Annotated in this window: 20 protein-coding genes and 1 tRNA gene; 5 read left to right on the top strand and 16 right to left on the bottom strand. The window is 66.0% G+C overall.

The features are described from left to right. The first annotated feature begins 112 nt into the window (after positions 1 to 112). Positions 113 to 478: an ArsR/SmtB family transcription factor gene (locus tag AC1D08_RS09325; RefSeq protein WP_457150239.1), complete on the top strand. Its 366-nt coding sequence runs from the start codon at positions 113 to 115 to the stop codon at positions 476 to 478. Beyond that, positions 456 to 971, top strand: coding sequence for an SRPBCC family protein (locus AC1D08_RS09320; RefSeq protein WP_457150238.1), 516 nt, complete (start codon positions 456 to 458; stop codon positions 969 to 971). The genes AC1D08_RS09325 and AC1D08_RS09320 overlap by 23 nt, the downstream gene beginning before the upstream one ends. A gap of 86 nt (positions 972 to 1,057) precedes the next feature. On the opposite strand, the gene AC1D08_RS09315 is transcribed toward AC1D08_RS09320, so the two are convergent. The 3 genes from AC1D08_RS09315 to AC1D08_RS09305 are packed head-to-tail and all read right to left on the bottom strand — an operon-like array spanning position 1,058 to position 4,282. Then, the gene (locus AC1D08_RS09315; RefSeq protein ID WP_457150237.1) at positions 1,058 to 2,275 is read right to left on the bottom strand and encodes an ABC transporter permease; all 1,218 of its coding nucleotides are present in this window, start codon (positions 2,273 to 2,275) and stop codon (positions 1,058 to 1,060) included. Positions 2,276 to 2,277: 2 nt separating this feature from the next. After that, positions 2,278 to 2,985, bottom strand: a complete 708-nt coding sequence (locus tag AC1D08_RS09310; RefSeq protein ID WP_457150236.1) for an ABC transporter ATP-binding protein — start codon at positions 2,983 to 2,985, stop codon at positions 2,278 to 2,280. Positions 2,986 to 2,989: 4 nt separating this feature from the next. Then, positions 2,990 to 4,282 (bottom strand): efflux RND transporter periplasmic adaptor subunit, encoded by a 1,293-nt coding sequence (locus AC1D08_RS09305; protein WP_457150235.1) that lies wholly within the window; start codon positions 4,280 to 4,282, stop codon positions 2,990 to 2,992. 101 nt (positions 4,283 to 4,383) lie between these two features. Between AC1D08_RS09305 and AC1D08_RS09300 the strand changes: the two genes are divergently transcribed. Both AC1D08_RS09300 and AC1D08_RS09295 read left to right on the top strand, forming a co-directional pair. Continuing rightward, entirely contained in the window at positions 4,384 to 5,292 is a 909-nt protein-coding gene (locus tag AC1D08_RS09300; RefSeq protein ID WP_477422997.1) for a PhzF family phenazine biosynthesis protein, read from the top strand. Between the two features lie 106 nt (positions 5,293 to 5,398). Further along, a tRNA-Lys gene (locus AC1D08_RS09295) sits at positions 5,399 to 5,474 on the top strand. A 147-nt stretch (positions 5,475 to 5,621) separates the two neighbouring features. Here AC1D08_RS09295 and AC1D08_RS09290 read toward each other — a convergent pair. From AC1D08_RS09290 to cbiE, 8 genes are all read right to left on the bottom strand, one after another. Beyond that, positions 5,622 to 5,891, bottom strand: coding sequence for a hypothetical protein (locus AC1D08_RS09290; RefSeq protein ID WP_457150233.1), 270 nt, complete (start codon positions 5,889 to 5,891; stop codon positions 5,622 to 5,624). A 92-nt stretch (positions 5,892 to 5,983) separates the two neighbouring features. Then, complete coding sequence (gene cobT, locus AC1D08_RS09285; RefSeq protein WP_477422995.1) at positions 5,984 to 6,994, bottom strand: nicotinate-nucleotide--dimethylbenzimidazole phosphoribosyltransferase; 1,011 nt, start codon at positions 6,992 to 6,994, stop codon at positions 5,984 to 5,986. 40 nt (positions 6,995 to 7,034) lie between these two features. Then, positions 7,035 to 7,853 (bottom strand): adenosylcobinamide-GDP ribazoletransferase, encoded by an 819-nt coding sequence (locus tag AC1D08_RS09280; protein WP_457150231.1) that lies wholly within the window; start codon positions 7,851 to 7,853, stop codon positions 7,035 to 7,037. Positions 7,854 to 7,856: 3 nt separating this feature from the next. Beyond that, positions 7,857 to 9,170: a cobyrinic acid a,c-diamide synthase CobB gene (locus AC1D08_RS09275; RefSeq protein WP_457150230.1), complete on the bottom strand. Its 1,314-nt coding sequence runs from the start codon at positions 9,168 to 9,170 to the stop codon at positions 7,857 to 7,859. Next, the gene (gene cobA / locus AC1D08_RS09270; protein WP_457150229.1) at positions 9,167 to 9,985 is read right to left on the bottom strand and encodes a uroporphyrinogen-III C-methyltransferase; all 819 of its coding nucleotides are present in this window, start codon (positions 9,983 to 9,985) and stop codon (positions 9,167 to 9,169) included. Before cobA ends, AC1D08_RS09275 begins: the two co-directional genes overlap by 4 nt. Beyond that, positions 9,982 to 10,746, bottom strand: coding sequence for a precorrin-4 C(11)-methyltransferase (cobM, locus tag AC1D08_RS09265; RefSeq protein WP_477228771.1), 765 nt, complete (start codon positions 10,744 to 10,746; stop codon positions 9,982 to 9,984). The genes cobA and cobM overlap by 4 nt, the downstream gene beginning before the upstream one ends. After that, the gene (locus AC1D08_RS09260; RefSeq protein ID WP_457150227.1) at positions 10,743 to 11,129 is read right to left on the bottom strand and encodes a cobalamin biosynthesis protein; all 387 of its coding nucleotides are present in this window, start codon (positions 11,127 to 11,129) and stop codon (positions 10,743 to 10,745) included. Before AC1D08_RS09260 ends, cobM begins: the two co-directional genes overlap by 4 nt. After that, the gene (gene cbiE, locus AC1D08_RS09255) at positions 11,126 to 12,367 is read right to left on the bottom strand and encodes a precorrin-6y C5,15-methyltransferase (decarboxylating) subunit CbiE (RefSeq protein ID WP_457150226.1); all 1,242 of its coding nucleotides are present in this window, start codon (positions 12,365 to 12,367) and stop codon (positions 11,126 to 11,128) included. Before cbiE ends, AC1D08_RS09260 begins: the two co-directional genes overlap by 4 nt. Position 12,368: 1 nt before the next feature. On the opposite strand from cbiE, the gene AC1D08_RS09250 reads away from it, so the two are divergent. Beyond that, positions 12,369 to 13,121: a cobalt-precorrin-6A reductase gene (locus AC1D08_RS09250; protein WP_457150225.1), complete on the top strand. Its 753-nt coding sequence runs from the start codon at positions 12,369 to 12,371 to the stop codon at positions 13,119 to 13,121. Here AC1D08_RS09250 and AC1D08_RS09245 read toward each other — a convergent pair. Genes AC1D08_RS09245 through cobN form a run of 5 tightly spaced genes read right to left on the bottom strand, consistent with a single transcriptional unit; the run spans position 13,109 to position 20,139 of the window. Next, the gene (locus AC1D08_RS09245) at positions 13,109 to 13,873 is read right to left on the bottom strand and encodes a precorrin-3B C(17)-methyltransferase (RefSeq protein WP_457150224.1); all 765 of its coding nucleotides are present in this window, start codon (positions 13,871 to 13,873) and stop codon (positions 13,109 to 13,111) included. The genes AC1D08_RS09250 and AC1D08_RS09245 overlap by 13 nt on opposite strands. After that, positions 13,870 to 14,628: a precorrin-2 C(20)-methyltransferase gene (locus tag AC1D08_RS09240; protein ID WP_457150223.1), complete on the bottom strand. Its 759-nt coding sequence runs from the start codon at positions 14,626 to 14,628 to the stop codon at positions 13,870 to 13,872. The genes AC1D08_RS09245 and AC1D08_RS09240 overlap by 4 nt, the downstream gene beginning before the upstream one ends. Further along, a complete protein-coding gene (locus tag AC1D08_RS09235) occupies positions 14,625 to 15,257 on the bottom strand; it encodes a precorrin-8X methylmutase (RefSeq protein ID WP_457150222.1) in 633 nt (210 codons plus the stop codon). The genes AC1D08_RS09240 and AC1D08_RS09235 overlap by 4 nt, the downstream gene beginning before the upstream one ends. Before the next feature lie 2 nt (positions 15,258 to 15,259). Continuing rightward, a complete protein-coding gene (cobG, locus tag AC1D08_RS09230; protein WP_457150221.1) occupies positions 15,260 to 16,777 on the bottom strand; it encodes a precorrin-3B synthase in 1,518 nt (505 codons plus the stop codon). Further along, positions 16,774 to 20,139 carry a cobaltochelatase subunit CobN gene (gene cobN, locus AC1D08_RS09225; RefSeq protein WP_457150220.1) on the bottom strand — a complete coding sequence of 1,122 codons (3,366 nt, stop codon included), beginning with the start codon at positions 20,137 to 20,139 and terminating at the stop codon, positions 16,774 to 16,776. The genes cobG and cobN overlap by 4 nt, the downstream gene beginning before the upstream one ends. Between the last annotated feature and the right edge of the window lie 18 nt (positions 20,140 to 20,157).

Raw genomic sequence — 20,157 nt, 5'->3', positions numbered from 1 at the left:
CGATCGAATCTGCATCGAAATGAGGTCGATTTGGAAGCGATGGCGGCGAGCACGCAGCGCGCCGGGTACCCCTGTTGCATGTCGCCAATGCGTCTGCTAAATACTGAACCACATGGTTCACTATTTTCGCCCCCATCTTGATGCCTCGTTCGCCGCGCTCTCGGACACCACCCGACGCGGCGTTCTGGAGCAGCTCGGACGTTCCGATGCTTCGATCACGGAGCTTGCCGAGAAGTTTCACATGACCCTCACGGGCATGAAGAAGCATGTCGGCGTCTTGGAGCAGGCGGGGCTCGTCATCACCGAGAAGGTCGGGCGCGTGCGGACCTGCAAGCTCGGCCTGCGCCGACTGGAGGAAGAGGCGGCATGGATCGAGAGGTACCGCCAGCTCTGGGACGCACGCTTCGACGAATTGGACAAGGTTGTCGAGGAATTGAAACGGAAGGAGAAAGTCGATGGACAAAAAAAGCGAGAGTGAGCCCATGAACAACCGCACGACGGTCGAACGGAAGTCCGACCGAGAGCTGGTCGTTACGCGAACCGTCAACGGCCCGGCGCGCATCGTGTTCGAGGCGTGGACCAAGCCCGAACTGTTCAAGCAGTGGTGGGCGCCGAAGTCGATGGGCATGTTCCTGCGTTCCTGTGAGATGGATGTTCGTACCGGTGGCACCTACCGTCTGGTGTTCGGCCACGATGCCTCAAACTCTGACGAGTTCTTCGGCAGGTATATCGAAGTGACACCGCACTCGCGCCTCGTCTGGACCAATGACGAAGGTGGTGACGTTGGACCCGTCACCACGGTGACCTTCGAGGAAAAGGGTGGCAAGACGCTGCTGGTCCTGCACGAACTCTATCCCTCGAAGGAAGCTCTCGACGCTGCCGGGACCGGGGCGGCGGATGCGATGGGCGAGCAGTTCGAGCAACTGGACGAGCTCCTCGTCACCCTGGGCGCGAACTTGGGAGGGTCATGAGGCCCTTGATCTCGCGGTCGGTCGCATGGGAATTCACGACACGGAACAGCCCCCCGGCGAGATCGCCGTGGGGAGCTGGCCTGGGCCTACTCGTGCCGCAGCGCGTCGATCGGATCGAGCCTGGCGCCGCGCAGCGCCGGAAAGAAGCCGAACACCATGCCGATCAGCGCCGAAAAACCGACGGCGAGCAGGATGACCGCCGGGCTTGGCGCGAAGGGAATGGTCAGCGCCACCGAGGCGAGGCCGGCCAGCGCCAGGCCGATCAGGATGCCGATGATGCCGCCGAGCAGCGACAGCACCGTCGCCTCGACCAGGAACTGGATGAGGATGTGCTTTTCATGGGCGCCGATGGCGAGCCGGATGCCGATCTCGCGCGTCCGCTCGGTGACCGAGACCAGCATGATGTTCATGATGCCGATGCCGCCGACCAGCAGGCTGACGCCGGCAACCGCGCCCAGCATGCCGGTCATGGTGGTGGTGGCGCTGGCCATGGCGTCGGCGATCTGGGTCATGTCGCGGATGGCGAAATCGCTCTCGCGGTCGGGGGTGACACGCCTGATATCGCGCAAAATGTCCTCGACGCGCGGCTGCAACTCGCTGGTCGGCGTCGTGTCGTCGGCGGCGATGTAGATGTTGTCGATGTCGCGGTTGCCGGCGATGCGGCGCTGATAGGCATGCAGCGGCATCAGCACCACATTGTCCTGGTCCTGGCCGAAGCCGGTATAGCCCTTGGGCTCGAGCAGCCCGATGATCTTGCAGGAGGTGCGGTTGACGCGGATGAACTCACCTTCCGGGTCACCGGCGCCGAAGAATTGCTGGCGCACCGTCTCGCCGATCAGGCAGACGCCGGTGCCGGAGCGGGTTTCGGAATCGCTGAACGGACGGCCGGAAACCAGCTTCCAGTCGCGCGCATCGAGATATGCGCTGTCGGTGCCGGTGACGCCCGAGGTCAGGCTTTCGGTGCCGAAGATGACGCGGACCTGCTTTTGCGAGGCCGGCGAAATGGCGCGCGCGCCGGTTAGATGCGCGACCAGTGCCGCGAGGTCCTTTTCGGCCAGCGGACGGACCACCTGGTCGAGCCCGCCCGGACCGCCTGGCCCGGCCGGGCGGCCGGAGCGGACGACCAGCAGGTTGCTGCCGAGCTTGGAGATGTCGGCCTTGACCTTTTGCGTGGTGCCGGAGCCGATGGTGAGCATGGCAATGACGGCGGCAACGCCAATGACGATGCCGAGCAATGTCAGGAACGAACGCAGCACGTTGCGGCGGATCGAGCGCAAGGAGAGGCGGACAGTTTCCCAGATCATGGTTACGCCGTCTCCAGCTTCATGGAATCGGAAGCGACGTGGCCGTCGAGGAAGCGAATGGTGCGCTCGGCATAGCCGGCGACGTCGGCCTCATGCGTGACCATGGCGATGGTCAGGCCAAGTTCGGTGTTGAGCTGCGTCAGCAACTCCATGATCTCGTGCGTGCGCGCGGTGTCGAGATTGCCGGTCGGCTCGTCGGCGACGAGCAGCGTGGGCCTTGTGACGATGGCGCGCGCGATCGCCACGCGCTGCTGCTGGCCGCCGGACAGTTCGGCAGGCGTGTGGTGCTCGCGGCCGACAAGGCCGACCTGGGACAGCGCCTGCATGGCAAGATCGCGGCGCTCGTGAGCGGCAACGCCGCGATAGATCAGCGGTAGTTCGACATTTTCAGCTGCCGTGGTGCGGGCCAAGAGATTGTAGCCCTGGAAGACGAAGCCGACATAGAGGTTGCGCAGCATGGCGCGGCGGTTGCGGTCGAGCCGGCCGGCGTCGATGCCCATGAAGGAATAGGTGCCGGCCGTCGGCGTGTCTAGGCAGCCGATGATGTTCATCGCCGTCGACTTGCCGGAGCCGGATGGGCCCATGATGGCGACGAATTCGCCGCGCCGGATGGCAAGATCGACGCCGGCCAGCGCATGGACCTTGGCTTCGCCCTGGCCGTAGGTCTTCCAGACCTTGTCGAAGGTGATGAGGGCAGCACCGGCAGCCACGGCCTCAGCTCCGCTGCTGCGATGCGGTGATGACCTCAGCGCCTTCCTTCAGGCCCGAGGTGATCTCGGTCAGCTCGCCATCGGTTGAGCCGATCTTGACGTTGACCGGATGCGGCCGCCCATTCTCCAGCACATAGAGCGTGCGCGAGCCGTCGGTGGGCGTCGTCGCGGCCTGGCGCTGGCGGTTGCCGCCGGGGCGACCCATGCGGCCGGTGAACAGGTCCGTGAGGCTCCAGCCACGGGCCGCCTGCTGGGCTGGGCGATAACGGAAGGCGGTGGCGGGTACGGTGAGCACGTCCTTGGCCTGCCGTGTGACGACCGAAACGGTTGCGGTCATGCCGGGCCGCAGCAACAGCTCGTTGTTGTCGACCTCAAGCCGCGCATTGTAGGTGACGACGCCGTCGGTGGTGACCGAGGCATAGGAAATGTCGCGTATCTCGGCGTCGAACGGCCGGTCCGGGAAGGCATCGACGGTGAAACGGGCATGCTGGCCGGTCTTGACCGCGCCGATGTCGGCCTCGTCGACCGCCGCCACCAGCTCCATGTTTCTGAGATCGGCGGCGATGATGAACAGCACCGGCGCCTGCAGCGAGGAGGCGACCGTCTGGCCGGGGTCGACCGAGCGCGTCAGCACGATGCCGTCGATCGGCGCATAGATAGTGCTGTTGGCGAGGTCGGTCTGCTGTGATTTCAGATCGGCATTGGCGATGGCGAGATTGGCCTCAGCGCTGTCGAGCGCCGCCTTGGAGCGGTCGCGCGTCGCGGTCGCCGCCTCGAGCGACTGGTCGGTCGCCATGCCACGATTGGTCAGCGAGGCCGCGCGGACAAGCGCCTTCTCATTCTCGGCGAGCGTCACCGTGGCGTCCTCGACATTGGCGGCCGCACCCTTGGCGGACGCCTGCGCCCGCTCGATCTGGACCTGCAGCTTGGCGGTGTCGAGGGCGGCCAGCACATCGCCCTTCTTGACCTGCTGGTTTTCCTCGACGGACACCGAACGGATGATGCCGGACAACTGGCTGGAAATGTCTACCTGGGTGAGCGGCTGCAGCGTGCCGGTCGCCGACACCGCGACGGTGAGATCGGCCTTGGCGGCCGGCACGGTGGTGTAGTCGATCTTGGCCGGCGAGCCGGCATACCACTGATAAAGGCCAAGCCCCGCAGCAAGCACGATCAGTGTCAGCAGCGCATAGAGCCAGCCACGCCGACGCGTCTTGCGCAGACCTTGCCTGTCGAGCCCGAGCGCCGTCTCGATGGCGGAATCCGATTCCGTCTTTGGCAGGTTGACAATCTGGTCCACGTTGGACCCCTATGATGCGCAATGTCCCTATCTGTGCACAGATCAGGGTTACTGGTTCAAATATCAAATTAAATTTCGCCCATGTTGGGATTGAGGCAGGCATGCAAACCCGGAATTACTTACTTTACGACGTGTTTACGACCGAGCGACTGGCCGGCAACCCGCTGGCCGTGGTGTTGGATTGCAAAGGTCTGGACACGGCCGCGATGCAGGCCATCGCGCGCGAGTTCAACCTGTCCGAAACGGTCTTCGTGCTGCCGCCGGACAATCCCAAGCACAAAAACCGCATCCGGATCTTCACCCCCGACTATGAAATGCCGTTCGCCGGCCATCCGACAGTGGGTTCGGCGATCGCGCTGGCCGAACTGGCGGGAGATGGCGGCGCTGGCATCTTCGTGCTGGAAGAGAACATCGGTCCCGTGCGTTGCGCCGTCAGCAAGCATGATGGCGACACCTTCGCCGAATTCGATCTGGCGAAGCTGCCGGAGCCGCTGAAGCTCGAAGCCGATCCGGAGGCGATCGGCGCGGCCCTTGGGCTGGCGCCGCATGAGATCGGCTTCGAGAATCACCGCGTCTCGTTCTGGTCGGCGGGCGTGCCCTATGTGACCATCCCGGTTGCCAATCTCGAAGCGGCGGGCCGAATCCGGCTGGACAACCAGGCGTGGTCGGAACTGGCGCCGCGCAAGAGCGAGTGGGCCTTTGCCAGCCCCTATGTCTATTGCCGCGAGACGGTGAACCACGAAAGCGCGTTCCATGTCCGCATGATCGTGCCGGGCACGCCGTCCTATGAGGATCCGGCGACCGGCTCGGCGGCGGCCGCCTTCGCCGGCGCCATCATGCATTTCGACGCGCCGACCGACGGTGTTTCGCAACTGTGGATCGAGCAGGGGCTGGAGATGCACCGGCCGTCGCGCATCCGCCTCGAACTGACCGTGCAAGGCGGAAAACTGGCCTCGGCGCGTATCGGTGGCAACGCGGTCAAGGTGGCGGAAGGCAGACTGTTCGTCTAACCGTAGACGGGCTCGGTCGATTTGTCGGGAAATGATTCCGGCAGGGCTGGACAGGACCGATGGTGGCGGCTATATGCCCGCCAACGCCGGTTTTCGCCGGCCGAGTGGGTGCGTAGCTCAGTTGGTAGAGCAGCTGACTCTTAATCAGCGGGTCCACAGTTCAATCCTGTGCGCACCCACCAAATTCTTCAAAGACTTGGTGGAAAAGACCTGAAAGCGAGACGCGTTGACGCGTCTCGGGCATGCGCCGGTTATGGTGCGGTCTTCCCAAGACTGGTTGTGAACCTGGCCTTCATGGCGATTTGACCGGCGGCACCCTCAACGGGGCATCAAAGGCTGCGATTGCCGCGCCGAAAAATGCGGTTCAGAAACCTGCCGAGCCGAAATGCGATGCCGTTGTCCGAACTTTGATGGCCATCGGCATCAATGCTGGCCTTGCGGCCCGAAAAATCACTGATGAGCCACCAGAAGAAAACCAGGAAAACCGCCAGAATCGCAGTGTCGATCGGGCCGTAACTTGAATATCCATTACGCCGAAGCACAACTGCAAGCAGCACGGCGATAGTCACAGCAGCGGCAGCAGGATGAAGCTTTTTCATCCACCAGACCTATTCGAGAATCGTTACAATTGAAAGATACCGCCCTTGCTGTGATGACTGTGGCTTGTCCGATCTAAGCGGGAACTCGGCGTTTACTTCTCCGACACCCCAGCCTCGGCAAAACTTGCCATGCGGGCATGGCACTCCAGCGCCGAGCGGACGATGTTGACGGCGAGGCAGGCGCCGGAGCCTTCGCCAAGCCGCATGCCGAGATCGAGCAGCGGCGGCAGGCCGAGCGCTTCGAGCAGGCCGCGATGGCCCGATTCGGCCGAGACGTGTGCTGCGATCGTATGGGCGAGACCTGCCGGGTGCAGCCTTGCCAGTGGGGCGGCGGCGGCGGTGCAGACGAAGCCATCGAGCAGCACGGGTATGCCCAGATGGCGGGCGGCGAGCGTGGCACCGAAGATGGCGGCGAGTTCGCGCCCGCCGAGTGCAGCGGCAACCCCCAGCGGATCGGCAAGGGCGGCGGCATGGCGCTTCAGGCCGGCCTCGATGGCGACCACCTTGCGCTTGAGGCCAGCGTCGTCGACGCCGGTGCCGCGGCCTGTCCATTTTTCAGCGCCGCCCCCGAACAGCGCTGCCGAAATGGCGGCTGCCGGCGTGGTGTTGCCGATGCCCATTTCGCCGAAGCAGACCAGATCAAGGTCCTTCGTCACCGCGTCATAGCCAGCTGACACGGCTGCGAGAAACGCCTTGTCGTCCATCGCCGCCCCTTGTGTAAAATCGCCCGTGGGATGGTCGAGATCGAGCGGAATGACGTCGAGTTCGGCGCCGGCGATGCGGGCGAGCTGGTTGATGGCGGCACCGCCGCCGGCGAAATTCGCCACCATCTGCACCGTGACTTCGGAAGGATAGGCCGAGACGCCTTGTGCTGTAACGCCGTGGTTGCCAGCGAAGACAAAGACCTTCACCCGGTCGAGTTTTGGCATATCGCGGCCTTGCCAGCGTGCCAGCCACGAGGCGATGGTCTCGAGCCGGCCGAGGCTGCCTTGCGGCTTGGTCAGCGTGTCCTGGCGGCGGGCGACCGCATTTGCGGCGGCATCGCTGCCGGCGGGTAGATCGACGCAAGCGGCGCGCAGTTCATCGAGCGATTTGAAGGGCATGGGGGCAAAGTCTCCAAAAGGGAATCAGGCCAAGGGGGTATCAGGAGAGAGCTACAGAAGCGACGAGCAGCACGGCGATTTCACTCAGCTGCTGCAAAGCGCCGATCGTGTCGCCGGTCTGGCCATCGATCTGGTTGAGGCAAAGGGCGCGGAAGGCGGCAAACAGCAGGCCAAGCAAGACGAGCGCGACAATGGCGCCGCCGAGCCCGAGCAAAAGCAGCGGTACCGCGCCGAGCACGGCACCGGCGATGGCGGTTTCAAACGAAACCGTGCCGGAATCGGCCGAGAGACCATCGGATCGGGCCGGGGGCAAAAGGTGCATGAAGACGCCCAGCACGCCGCGCGAGGCGGCATGTGCAGCCACGAGTGCGAAGAGGGCCTGCGTGGGTTCGACGAATTCCTGCAGTGCGCTCCAGCGGATCAGCAGTGACAGAGCGAGTGCTGCGGCGCCGTAGGCGCCGATGCGGCTGTCGCGCATGATGTCGAGTTTGCGGCCGCGCGATTTGCCGCCGCCAAAGCCATCGGCGACGTCGGAGAGCCCATCCTCATGCAGGCAGCCGGTGGTGAGCAGGGTTGCCACAAGGGCAAGCGCTGCCGACGGCCCCATGGCGAGGCCAAACCGTTCCGCCGTGGCAAAGACGATGGCGCCGATCAGGCCGACGACAAGGCCGGCGACCGGGGCGGCCCAGATCGCGGATGCAAGGCTGCGGCCACGAAAGTCGAAGACGGGCAGCGGCAGCCGGGTGAAGAAGACCAGGCAAAGCGCGATATCGCTGGGGATTTGCCGGGGCGAACGGCTGAAGTTCTGGAATTTGAGTCGAATTTCTTCCCAAAACCGGCTGCCATTTTTCGGGATCATGCTCTAGCCCCTCGCAATGGCGTGGAAGAAGGTGCCGCTGACATGGCCGCGCCTGTAACCCGAGGCGCCAATGGGGTTGCCCTGGCCGTCGGCGAGGTCGGCCAGCGGCTCGTCATTGCCGGTCGCGATCATCTGCGCGTAGTGGAATTCGTGGCCGCGGATCAGCGCGCCTTGCGCGCCCAGCGGACAATCGGCGCGCAGCCGCGCCTCGCGGTAACCGAGATTCATCTTGCGTTTGGCAAAGCTGGTGGAATGGCCGAGCAAGCCGAGCATTCCATGCTTTTCGCCCGACGCGTCCTCCAGGGCTTCGCCCAGCACCATGAAGCCACCGCACTCGCCATGGATGGGCTTCGTCGCGGCGAATCTTGTCATTCCGGCGCGGAAATTTGTCGCTGCGGCGAGCTTACCGGCATGGAGCTCGGGATAGCCGCCGGGCAGCCAGCAGACATCGCAGCCTTCGTCCGGGGCCTCGTCGGCGAGCGGCGAGAACGGGACGATCTCAGCGCCGGCCTTGCGCCAACAGGCCGCCACATGCGGATAGAGGAAGGTGCAAGCGGCATCTTCAGCCAGCGCAATGCGCTGGCCGGGCGGCGATAGCGCGTCATCGAAGCCGCCGGGCGCCGGGGTGAGGGGTGTCGCCAAGGCCATGATGGCATCGAGATCGAGCGACTTCTCGGCCATGTCGGCCAGCCGGTCGAGATGCGCCATCAGGTCGTCATATTCGCCGGCCTGGACGAGGCCGAGATGGCGCTCGGGCAGGTTCAGCGTCGGGTCGCGCAGGATGGCGCCGACAACGGGCAGGCCGATTGCCTCGATGGCGTCGCCGGAGAGACGTCGGTGGCGCTCGCTGCCCAGCCGGTTGAGCACGATTCCGGCCATGCGCACATCGGGATCGTAAGTGGCAAACCCCTTGGCGACAGCGGCCGCCGTGGTCGACTGGCCGGAAACGTCGAGCACCAGCAGCACCGGCAGGCCATAGAGCCGGGCTAGGTCGGCGGCGGAGCCGGTGCGGCCGGGAGCCGCCGGAATGCCGTCGAACAGCCCCATGGCGCTTTCGAGGATGACGAAGTCGGTGTCGTCAGCCGCTTGCGCGGCCAGTGCGTTGAGCAGCGATGGCGGCATCGCCCAGCTGTCGAGATTGACGCCGGACAGACCGGTGGCTGCGGTGTGGAAGCCGGGATCGATATAGTCGGGGCCGGACTTGGCGCCGCGCACTTTCAAGCCCCGCCGGGTGAGCGCGCGCAGGATGCCGATGGTGACGCTGGTCTTGCCCGAGCCGGAGCGCGGTGCCCCGATGATGATGGCGCGGGCGCTCACGGGTTGCCCGCCAGTGCCGCGCGCATGGCAACGATGCCGCCAACGACGATCAGCGCCGGCGAGGTCAGCCCAGCGGCGGCGGCTTCCTCGGCAATGGTGGCGAGCGTGGCGACGACGGTCTGTTCCTGCGGCGTCGTCGCGGCAACGATGACTGCCGCCGGCGTCGACGGCGCCAGCCCACCGTCGAGCAGTGCGGCGGCGATGAGGGGCAGATTGGCCATGCCCATATAGACCACGACCGGCTGGCCGGTGCGGGCGATTGCGCTCCAGTCGATATCGTCATCGGAACCGGCGGCGTGGCCGGTGGCCAGGATCACCGCCTTGTTGATGCCGCGCATGGTGGCGGGGATGCCGGTCGCGGCCAGCGCGCTCAGCCCCGATGTCAGGCCGGGCAGCACGCGGAACGGGATATGCTCCCGCGCCAGCGCCAAGGCTTCTTCACCGCCACGACCGAAAATATAGGGATCGCCGCCCTTCAGCCTGACGACGCGGCGACCTTCGCGCGCCAGCCGGACCAACAGGGCGGTGATGTCGTCCTGCTTCATCGACGGTTTCCCGCCGCGCTTGCCGGCGAAGAAAAGCTCGGCGTTTGCGGCAACGGCGACGACATCGGAGGAGACCAGCGCGTCGTAGACCAATGCATCCGCCTCGGCCAAGGCCGCCAGCACTTCCAGGGTCAGGCAGCCGGGGTCGCCGGGGCCGGCGCCGGCCAGCCAGACATGGCCGGGCTCTAGCCGGCGCGGCTTGAAATTCAGCCGGGACAATGCCTGCTCGAGCGTGGCGTTCTCGCCCTTGTTCCTGGTGCTGGCGCTCACAATCCGTCCCGTCCGCGAAAACGCCGCTGGTAGTGGGCGTCGTACAATGAACTCTCGCCAAAGCCTTCCGCCGCCAGCGAACGGCCGACGAAGATGATCGCCGTGCGCTCCATCGGATCGGCAGCGAGTTGTGCCTCGATTGTTTCCAGCGTGCCAGTCAGCACGCGCTCGTCCGGCCAGGAGGCGCGGAAGACGATCGCCACCGGGCAATCCCCACCATAGTACGGCGTCAGCTCGGCGACGACGCGGTCGATGGCGTGGATGGCAAGGTGAATGGCGAGCGTGGCGCCGGTGCGGCCGAAACCAGCCAGCGTTTCTCCAGGCGGCATCTTTGAGGCGCGGCCGGAGATGCGGGTCAGCACCAGGCTTTGCGCGACTTCGGGGATGGTCAGCTCGCGGCGAAGTGCTGCGGCCGCGGCGGCGAAGGAGGGGACGCCCGGCGTCAGCGTGTAGGGAATACCGTGCTTTTCCAGCCGCCGGATCTGCTCGGCAACCGCGCTCCACACCGACAGGTCGCCGGAATGCAGACGGGCGACATCATGGCCGGCCTTGTGGGCCTCCAGATACGCGGCCTCGATCTCGTCGAGCGACATCGGCGCGGTGTCGATCAGTTTTGTCCCAGGCGCACAGTGCTGCAGCAATTCGGGCGCGACGATCGAACCGGCATGCAGGCAGACAGGGCAGCTTGCCAGCAACCTGGCGCCACGCAGCGTGATGAGATCGGCGGCGCCTGGACCGGCACCGATGAAATGCACGGTCATGGCGCGTCTCCGCTGATGGCGATGGCGCAGGTCACGGGGCCGTGCACTGTACGGGCTCCAAGCAGCCTCGCGCCCCTGCCGGCGACGGCAAGCGCGGATGCTTCGGAAACCGATGGCGTGCCGGCCAGATCCTGTGAGAGAACGGATTGGCTGAGCGTGGCCGACGAGGCTGCCTCGATCGCGGCCTCGTTGGCGATGATGATCGGAAGATCGAGCTGATGTCCGGCGGCGAAAATGGCCTTTTCGTCCTGCTTCAGGGGAGCTGTCGCCAAGGCAGACAACGCTGTCATCGTCAGCCCGTGCGTTTCCAGCGCGGTTTCTATCGCCGCGAGTACGTCTTCGACTGTCACGCCTTTTCGGCTGCCGATGCCTGCGACCATCATGGCTTCACCCAATTCCATTGGGTGACCGGCATGGCAGGCCGCCACGCCTGCATCGAGCCCACCGGCGACGCGCGGGATATGTTTATGCGGGTAAGGTCGCCGCCGAGCGAGACGTGGCGCGCGAGAAGCAGGGTTTCCATCTCCAGTGTCACCGCGTTGGCGACGAGACGGCCGCCGGCGCGCAGGGCCTTGATGGCAGCGTTCAACACGCCGGTATCGCTGCCGCCGCCGCCGATGAAAATCGCGTCCGGCGTGTCCAACCTGGCGAGCGCCTTGGGTGCACTGCCCTCCATCACGATCAGGCCGGGAACGCCACAAGCAGCAGCGTTGCGGCCAATGCGGGCGGCTCGGATCGGGTCCGCCTCGATGGCGATGGCGCGCATCGAGGGATGGGCGAGCATCCATTCGATGCCGATGGAGCCGGAGCCGGCGCCGATGTCCCACAGCAACTCGCCGCGACGTGGCGCCAGCGCCGACAGGGTGATGGCGCGGATTTCGCGCTTGGTGATCTGGCCGTCATGGTCGAACAGATGATCGGCAAGGCCAACCGTGAGCGGCAGGACGCGCGCATCAGGACCCGATTCAACGTCGATCGCCAAAACATTGAGCGGATTGATGTTTTCGAGGTCGAAGGCATCGGCGCGAGCCGAGCGCAGGTTTTCGTTCGGACCGCCTAGCGCCTCAAGAACCGTCAGCCGTGATGCGCCGAAGTCGAGTTCGGTCATCAGGCGCGCGATTGCAGCAGGCGCTGCGGCGTCCGACGTCAGCGCCAAGATGCGCGCTTTCGGCTGCAGCAGCGGCCGGATCAGGTCGAGCGGCCGGCCATGCAGCGACACGGTGTCGATATCCGGCAGCGGCCAGCCAAGGCGGGCCGCTGCCAGCGAAACGGCCGATGGTGCCGGGATGACATGCATCTCCCGCGCCTTCACCTTGCGGGCGAGAGTGGCGCCAACCCCATGGAAGAACGGATCGCCGGAGGCGAGCACACAGACGTTTCTGCCGGCAAGCGCCAGCACATCAGCCATCTCGGCATCGAAAGGAACCGGCCATGGGCGCGCCTCGCCCTTGGCGAAGGAGGCGACAAGGGCGAGGTGCCGCTTCCCACCGAAGATAATCTCCGCCTTGGCGATCAGCCGCTTGGCCTCGTCGCCGAGACCCGTTAAACCGTCCTCGCCGATGCCGACGACTGTAAGCCATCTTGAGTTGAGCTTGGCGCCGCGCGGTCCTTCAGCAGGCATGATGACCCACCGCATTCTGATCCTCGGCGGAACCACGGAAGCCCGGCAGCTGGCCGGAAAACTGACGGCGCGCGCCTCGGTCACGCTGTCGCTGGCCGGCCGCACCGAAAGCCCGGTTGCGCAAGGGGTGCCGGTGCGAACCGGAGGGTTTGGCGGCGCCGATGGGCTGGCTGCCTATCTGCGGGACACTCGCACCGACCTTCTGATCGACGCCACCCATCCCTACGCAGCGCGAATCTCGGCCAATGCCGCGCAAGCCGCGCACGTGGCCGGCGTGCCTATTTTGGCCCTGAGGCGGCCGGGCTGGGAGCCTGTCGCAGGCGACCTCTGGACGCAGGTCGATATCGTCAGCGATGCCGTGCAAGCGCTGGGTCCCGCGCCTCGTCGCGCCTTTCTGGCGCTGGGCCGGCAAGAGGTTGCCGCTTTCGAAGCAGCGCCCCAGCATCACTATCTCATCCGCAGCGTCGATGCGGTCGAGCCGAAGCTGGCCGTTCCCGATGCTCACTATCTTTTGGCCCGGGGGCCGTTCCGCGAGGCGGAAGAACGTACGCTGCTCGAAGAGCATCGCATCGACATCGTAGTGTCCAAGAACAGCGGCGGCGAGGCGACCTATGGAAAGATCGCCGCGGCGCGAGCACTTGGCATCGAGGTGGTCATGGTCCGCAGGCCGGCCTTGCCGGATGTTCCTTCGGCTGAAACCGTCGAAGCGCTGGCCGCCATTGTCAACCAGTTCGGGGCCGATCATCTTCTCTGACCTGTGGACGAGCGCGGCGTGTAGACCAGCGCAGGTCTGTCGTTGCGCTTGATGATCCTGGTTTCTGGCGAGCCGATGATGATGCAGGTCGCCATATCGGCTTTTTGTGCGTCGACATCGGCCAGTAGGAACACGTCGATGCGCTCGTCCGGACGGCCGGCGGCACGGCCGAAAATCACCGGCGTGGTGCCGGGCAGGATGGCGGTCAGGCATTCGAAGGCGCGGCCGAGTTGCCAGGGGCGCGCCTTGCTGATCGGATTGTAGAGCGCGATGACGAAGCCGGCGCCGGCCGCCGCCAGCAGGCGCAGCTCGATCAGTTCCCAGGGTTTCAGATTGTCGGACAGCGAAATGGCGCAGAAATCATGGCCGAGCGGGGCACCGATGCGGGCGGCAACCGCGAGCATGGCGGTGATGCCGGGCACCACATTGACATCGACCGCACGCCATTCAGCCGGGCCGGCCTCAATCGCCTCGCAGACTGCAGCCGCCATGGCGAAGACGCCGGGGTCGCCACCGGAAACGACGGCGACGTCATGGCCTTCCGCGGCTTTGGTCAAGGCGTCCTTGGAGCGGGCGAGTTCCTCGCGGTTGTCGGAGGTAACGCGAGTCTGGTCCGGGCGCAATTCGAGCCGGTCGAGATAGGGCTTATAGCCATAGAAGAACGCTGCCTGCGCCACCGCGTGGCTGGCCTCAGGCGTCACCTGATTGGCATTGCCGGGCCCGAGCCCGATGACGGTGATACGGCCGCTCATGCCTGCGCTCCCAAGGCGCCGGGCCGGCCGGACCAGCCGGCGACCAGCACGATGGCAAAATAAGGCGCCTTGTCGTCCTGCTTGTCGGCAAGTCGCATCGAGACGCTGCCGGCCATGGTGCCGCGCTCGACATAGACGGCGCGCGCCAGCTTGCCGGTTGCCTCCAGCGCTCGCCTGATCTTGGGCAGGTTGCGGCCGACCTTCATGATGACGGCGGCGTCGGTGTCGGCCAGCCGCCGGGTGAGTTCGAACTCGTTCATCGTGCCCGGCAACACCGTCAGCACATCGTCGCCCTGGACGATTGGCAAACCGGTCGCCGACCAGCAGCCGGACATGGCGGTGACGCCGGGAATGACCTCGGTCGGGAAGCGATGGGCGAGCCGCACATGCAGGTGCATGTAGGAGCCGTAGAACAGTGGGTCGCCCTCGGACAGCACGGCAACCATCCTGCCTGCTTCAAGGTGTTCGGCGACCTTCTCGGCTGACTCCTCGTAGAAACCGGCGATCTGCGAACGGTAGTCGTCGTGATCCTTGTCGATTTCGGTGGTGACGGGATAGAGCAGCGGCAGTTCCGTCATGCCCGGGCGGAATTGGGCTTCGACGATGGCGCGCGCGTTGCTGTTGTTGCCGCGCTTGGCGAAATACGCCACGACATCGGCCTCGGCCAAGGCCCGAGCGGCCTTCAGCGTCAACAGTTCGGGGTCGCCGGGACCGGTGCCGACACCGACGAGACGGCCTTTGGGGAGCGCGTTCACAGGCCAGGCCTCGCCAGGGCGTTGAGTGCGGCGGCAGTCATGGCGCTGCCGCCAAGCCGGCCGCGCACGATGGCATAGGGCACGCCATAGGAATTCTCGGCCAACGCATCCTTGGATTCGGCCGCGCCGACGAAGCCGACCGGCATGCCGATGATCGCCGCCGGCTTCGGCGCACCGTCGCGCAGTTTTTCCAGCAAATAGAAGAGCGCGGTCGGCGCATTGCCGATGGCGACCACCGAACCGGCCATGCGCTCTCCCCACAGGTCGATGGCGGCCGCGGAACGGGTGTTGCCGATCTCCCTGGCGATTTCGTGTGTGCGCGGGTCGCGCAAGGTGCAGATCACCTCGTTGCCGGTCGGCAGCCTGGCGCGGGTGACCCCATGCGAAACCATCTCGGCGTCGCAGAAGATTGGCGCCCCAGCCGAAAGTGCCGTGCGCGCGGCGGCAACGAAATCCGTCGAAAAGACAAAATGGCTGGCAGCTTCGACCTGACCGCAGGCATGGATCATGCGGATCGCGACATCGGCCTCTGCTTCGGAGAAGCGCGACAGGTCGGCCTCGGCGCGAATGATGGCGAAGGAGCGCTCGTAGATCGCCGTGCCGTCGTGGATGTAGTCGTAGGCGGCCATGCTCATTCCTGTCGGTAAGCCTCGGCGATGCCGGCCGCGCCAAGCCTTGTCAGGCAAGCGGCGGCGGTTTCGCCGGGAAGTCGTGCGCTGCGGATTGCTGCCGCGACGCGGCTGATGCCGCGCGCGGCGTCATAGCCCGGCCTGTAGCTGGCAGGAAGGCCCTTTGCCGTCGCGTTCACGACAAGTCCGGCTCCGTTTTCGCCGCCGACCAGGGTAAGTGCAGCTTTGCCCGGATGGGCGCAGCCCTTGGCGCAGCCGGAAATGTGCAAGGTGAAGTCGAGGATGTCGGCATTTTCAGCGGCAATCGTCTCGGCAATGTCGCGCGTGGCGATCCGGCCGGAAGCGCAGGCCGGTGTACCGGGGCAAGCGGCGATGCGTGTGCGCGGATCGGCGGCGTCCGTGACGAATCCGAGGGTGGTTGCGGTGTCCTGAAGGGGCCGGTTGGCGGCTGTCGGCTGGCCGAGGAAGAGCAGCGCGCGGCCGGGGGCGAGGCGGATTTCCGACGTGCCGAGGGCGAGGGCGCCTTGGGCGAGGCTGATGATCTTGTCCGCCGGCATGCTGCCATAGGGGAGGGCGATGCCGAGGGCGACGCCAGAGGCGGCGAGGTCGAAAGTTCCGATGGGAGAGCGAGTCGATGGCGCAGGATAGCGATCCTGCCCACCCCCCTCTGTCCTGCCGGACATCTCCCCCGCAAGGGGGGAGATCGGCAGTTCTGCTGCCGGCTCTCCTTTTGGACGCTGAGTGATTGCTGCAACGCCTACGACTAGCGAAAGCGGAGATGAGAGCGCAATCTCCCCCCTTGCGGGGGAGATGTCCGGCAGGACAGAGGGGGGTGGGACGGAGTGCCAACTTGCAAGAGAAGCTAGCTGCCTCTCGGTCAAATCCCTCGCATGGGCTTCGCGGCCCTTCTCGGCAATCATCCTGAGCACGGCAACGGCAATATCGCATGCAGCATCGTCTTCCACCGTGGCCAGCGGCCTTGCATTCCGCCCATCACCCGCGACAGACACCAGCCACCGAACTCCCGCATCAGTGCGCGTCGCGGCAAGCCGCACATCGGCCGTCACCGAATCCAGTCGAAGCTGCCCGCCGCCGTCGACAACGACTGAAACCTTCGGGCCGAGCCGTTGCGTGAGCCCGGCTTCTTCGACCGCTGTCCTGATCCGTTCAGCCAACGGCTGGGGATCGGGAACCTCCTGCGGATCGATGCCGGCCAGCGGCCCGGTCTCGACCGGCACGCCGGTGCGCACCGCGATATCAAGCGCATCGACCTCGGTCGCCAGCAGCGGCGCGCTTTCCGATGTCAGGCCGCGTATCTGCAGGCTGCCGCGCGCGGTGACTTCCATGATGCCGTTGCCGTGCCGCAGGGCCGATTCGGCGAGTGCGATCAAAAGCTTTGGCGACAATCCTCCAGAAGATGGGCCTCCAGCAACGGGGTTGAGCCGCACCAGCAGACCATCGCCGGTCTGCATGGGGGCTGCCAGAGCCGGACAGGCGCCGCGACGCGAGAAGGCGTTCATGCCGCAACCCCAAGCGCTTCAGCCTCGGCAATCAGGGCGGCGAGGTCGTCGTCGATAGAATTGCGCAAGGGATGCCAGAGCCCGCGCCGCCGGGCCGACAGGAAGCGTTCGGCGATGACTTTGGCGGCGGCAGGGTTCTCGCGCAGGATGAAGGCGCGCACCAGGGGATCGCCGAGATAGGCGTCATGCACCGCCTCGATCAGCGTGCCTGATATCGCGAGGGTGGTTTCGGCAAAGCCGACCAGCCGGTCAACGGTTTCGGCGAATTCGGAGGCGCCGCGCGGGCCGTGGCGCATCTGGCCTGAGACGAAGCGTGGATTGACGGCGCGGGCCCGCACGACGCGGGCCACCGCCTCACTGAGCGAACGCGGCTTCGGCTTTTGCGGATCGGTGGTGTCGAGCACGATGACGTCGGCATTCCTGCCAAGCGCCGCAAGCGCTGCCGAAAATCCGCCGATGAAGGCGACGTCGGCGGAGCCTTCGAGGATATCGCGGCCAGGGTCGTCGCCGGTGTGGACGAGAAGATCGGCTTCGGCGATGCGACCCTCGAAGGCGCCGGGTGCCGAGACGCCTTCGCCCCCAGCGCCGCCATAGGCATGCGAGGTGGCGTCGAGATAGGCGCGGCCGATCTCTTCGCGCGCCGCCCAGTCGCCGCTCGACAGCAAGTCCTCGACGCCGGCGCCGTAAGTGCCGGGCGAAGTGCCGAAGATGCGCGGGCTGATCTTGCCATCCGCGCGGGTCTTGGCCGCCAGCGGGTTTTCCGAATCCTCCTCGTCGCGGGCGGCAACGGCGTTGGCCGCGGCATCGATCAGTGCGATTTGGGTTGGGAACATGTCTCGGAACAGGCCGGAAATGCGCCAGGTGACGTCGACGCGTGGTCGGCCGACGGTTGCCGGCGGCAGCACCTCGATGCCGTTGATGCGGCCGGTCGCGGCATCCCATTGCGGCCGGCAGCCCATCAGCGCCAGGCCTTGTGCAATCTCCTCGCCGCCGGTGCGCAGCGAGGCTGAGCCCCAGAGGTCGATGACCAGCGAACGCGGCCAGTCGCCATGCGACTGCATATAGCCACGCACCACTTCCTCCGCCGCCGCCCTGCCGAGGTCATAGGCGGTCGGCGTCGGCATGGTGCGCGGGTCCGACGTGAACAGGTTGCGACCGGTGGGCAATACATCGGCGCGGCCGCGCGCCGGCGCCCCTGCCGGGCCGGCCTTGACGTGGCGGCCATCGAGTGCTGCCAGCAATGCCGTCTTCTCGGCTTCAGCGCTTTGACGCCGCATGGCGTCAGGCTCGTCGTTGGAGGCGCGGCCGTAGATATGCAGCCCGTCCTTGATGGCGAAATCCTTGAGGTCGCAGAGCCAGGCGTCGATGCGGCGCAGCGCCTCGTCGGGTGCATCGGTTTTGGCGACGCCGGCTTCGGAGGCGAGGCCGGTCTTCTGCGCGGTGTCGACGATCAGCTTTGCGAGGCGGTCGCGGCGGCGGCGGTCGAGCCCGTCGGCCTGGGCATATTCGTCGACCAGGCGTTCGAGCCTGTGCTGATCCTCGTCCAGTCCGGCGCCGGTCAGCGGCGGCGGCAGATGCCCAAGGGTGACGGCGGCGATGCGCCGCTTGGCCTGTGCGGCTTCGCCGGGGTTGGAGACGATGAAGGGATAGATCACGGGCAAGGGGCCGGTGACGATCTCGGGAAAGCAGTTTTGGCTGAGCGCAACCGTCTTTCCGGGCAGCCATTCCAGCGTTCCATGGGCGCCGACATGGACAAGCGCATGAGCGCCGAGCGATTTGCGCAGCCACAGGCCGAAGGCGATCAGCGCATGCCGCGGCGGCAGCGTCGGGTCGTGATAATCGGCGCGCCGATCCACTGACCGGCCGCGGTCGGGAGCAAGCGCCACGGTGACGTTGCCGAAGGTGGCGGCGCGGAAGGGGAATTTTGCGGAGGTTAGCACCTCGCGCAAACCTGTTTCATCTTTCGCCTTACCCCAGGCGCCTTCTACGGCAGCTATCGCCGCCCTCGGCAGTTCGGTTGAGAAGCACAGATAGTCGTCAAGCTTCAGCCCGTGGTTTGAACTTTCCAGCAAATCCAGCAGCGCACGCGGCGTTTGCGGAATCCCGTCAACGGCATAGCCCTGTCCCTTGAGGTCCTGCAGCATCGCCAGCACGCTGGACGGCACGTCGAGGCCGACGGCATAGCCGGTGCGGCCGGGGGCGCTGGGATAATCGGGGATCAGGATGGCAAGCTTGCGCTCGGCGCTCGGCGTTTCTTGCAGCTTGATGAAGGCCGCGACACGGTCCGCCACTTGCGCCACACGATCGGGCTCCGGCCGGTTGGCGAAGGCGCGGTGACCAAGTGCGGGATCGACCTCGCTCTCGCCCTTGAAGGAAATGGCGCCGGCAAGGATGCGGCCGTCGAGTTCGGGCAGCACGACATGCATAGCGAGGTCGGCGGGCGCCAGCCCACGCTGGTTGTTTTCCCAGATGTCGCGGCGGGTGGTGGCGACGATGACCTGGAAGACTGGCACGCCGGCACGATCGAACAGGGTTTCGACGCCGGGTTCGGCGCCGGACGCGAAGGCGGTCGCGGTGACGATGGCGGCAGGTTTCAACGAGGCCAGCGCGGTTTCGACGAACGCCAGCGATACCGGGTCCTTGAGGCTGGAGACGAAGATGGGGACCGGCGTCATACGGCGCTGCCGCAGCGCTTCAAAAAGGGCGTCGATCGGTGCGACATCGGCGGCCAGCAGCATCGAACGGTAGAACAGGATGGGGATGACAGGCGCGGTGTTTCCTTGCCCCTCGAGAGGAAGGGGGACGACGCCGCGGCCCGGCTCATAGTAGCCGGCCTTTGGTACCGCGACAGGCGCCGAAATTGTTGCTTCAGACCCTGCCAGCCGCGCCAGCTTCTGCACCAGCGCGTTCATATTGGCCGGACCGCCCTCGCGAAAATAGTCGAGCAGGCCGTCCAGTTCCTGGCGCGGCAGTGTCGAGGCTTCGATCAGGCGCAGATCCTCGTCGCGGCATTCGCCGGGCAGCAGCGCCAGTTTTATACCGCGCGCGCGGGCGGTCGAGGCAAGCTGGTCGCAGCCGTAGCGCCACCAGTCGTAGCCGCCCAGAATGCGCACGAGGATGACTTTGGCATGGCGGGCGACGCTGTCGACCCAGAGGTCGACGGACATCGGATGGCGCAGGTCACGCAAAGCCGCCAGCCGCATCGAGGGCAGGCGCTCGGCATCGGCCTTCCATGCCGCCGCCAGTCCGGCGAGATCGCTGTCGGTGAAGGACAGGGCCACGATATCCGCCGGCGACTGCCGCAGATCGACCGGCTCGGCGAGATCGTCGAGCGAGGCGGAGGTCGTGGTGAGGATGTGCATCGCGGGCCGTGGTTTGCG

It is taken from the genome of Mesorhizobium sp. P2_E6 (assembly GCF_056403835.1).
The sequence above is the reverse complement of the archived record's forward strand: the minus strand, read 5'-3'. Positions and strand labels throughout refer to the sequence as shown.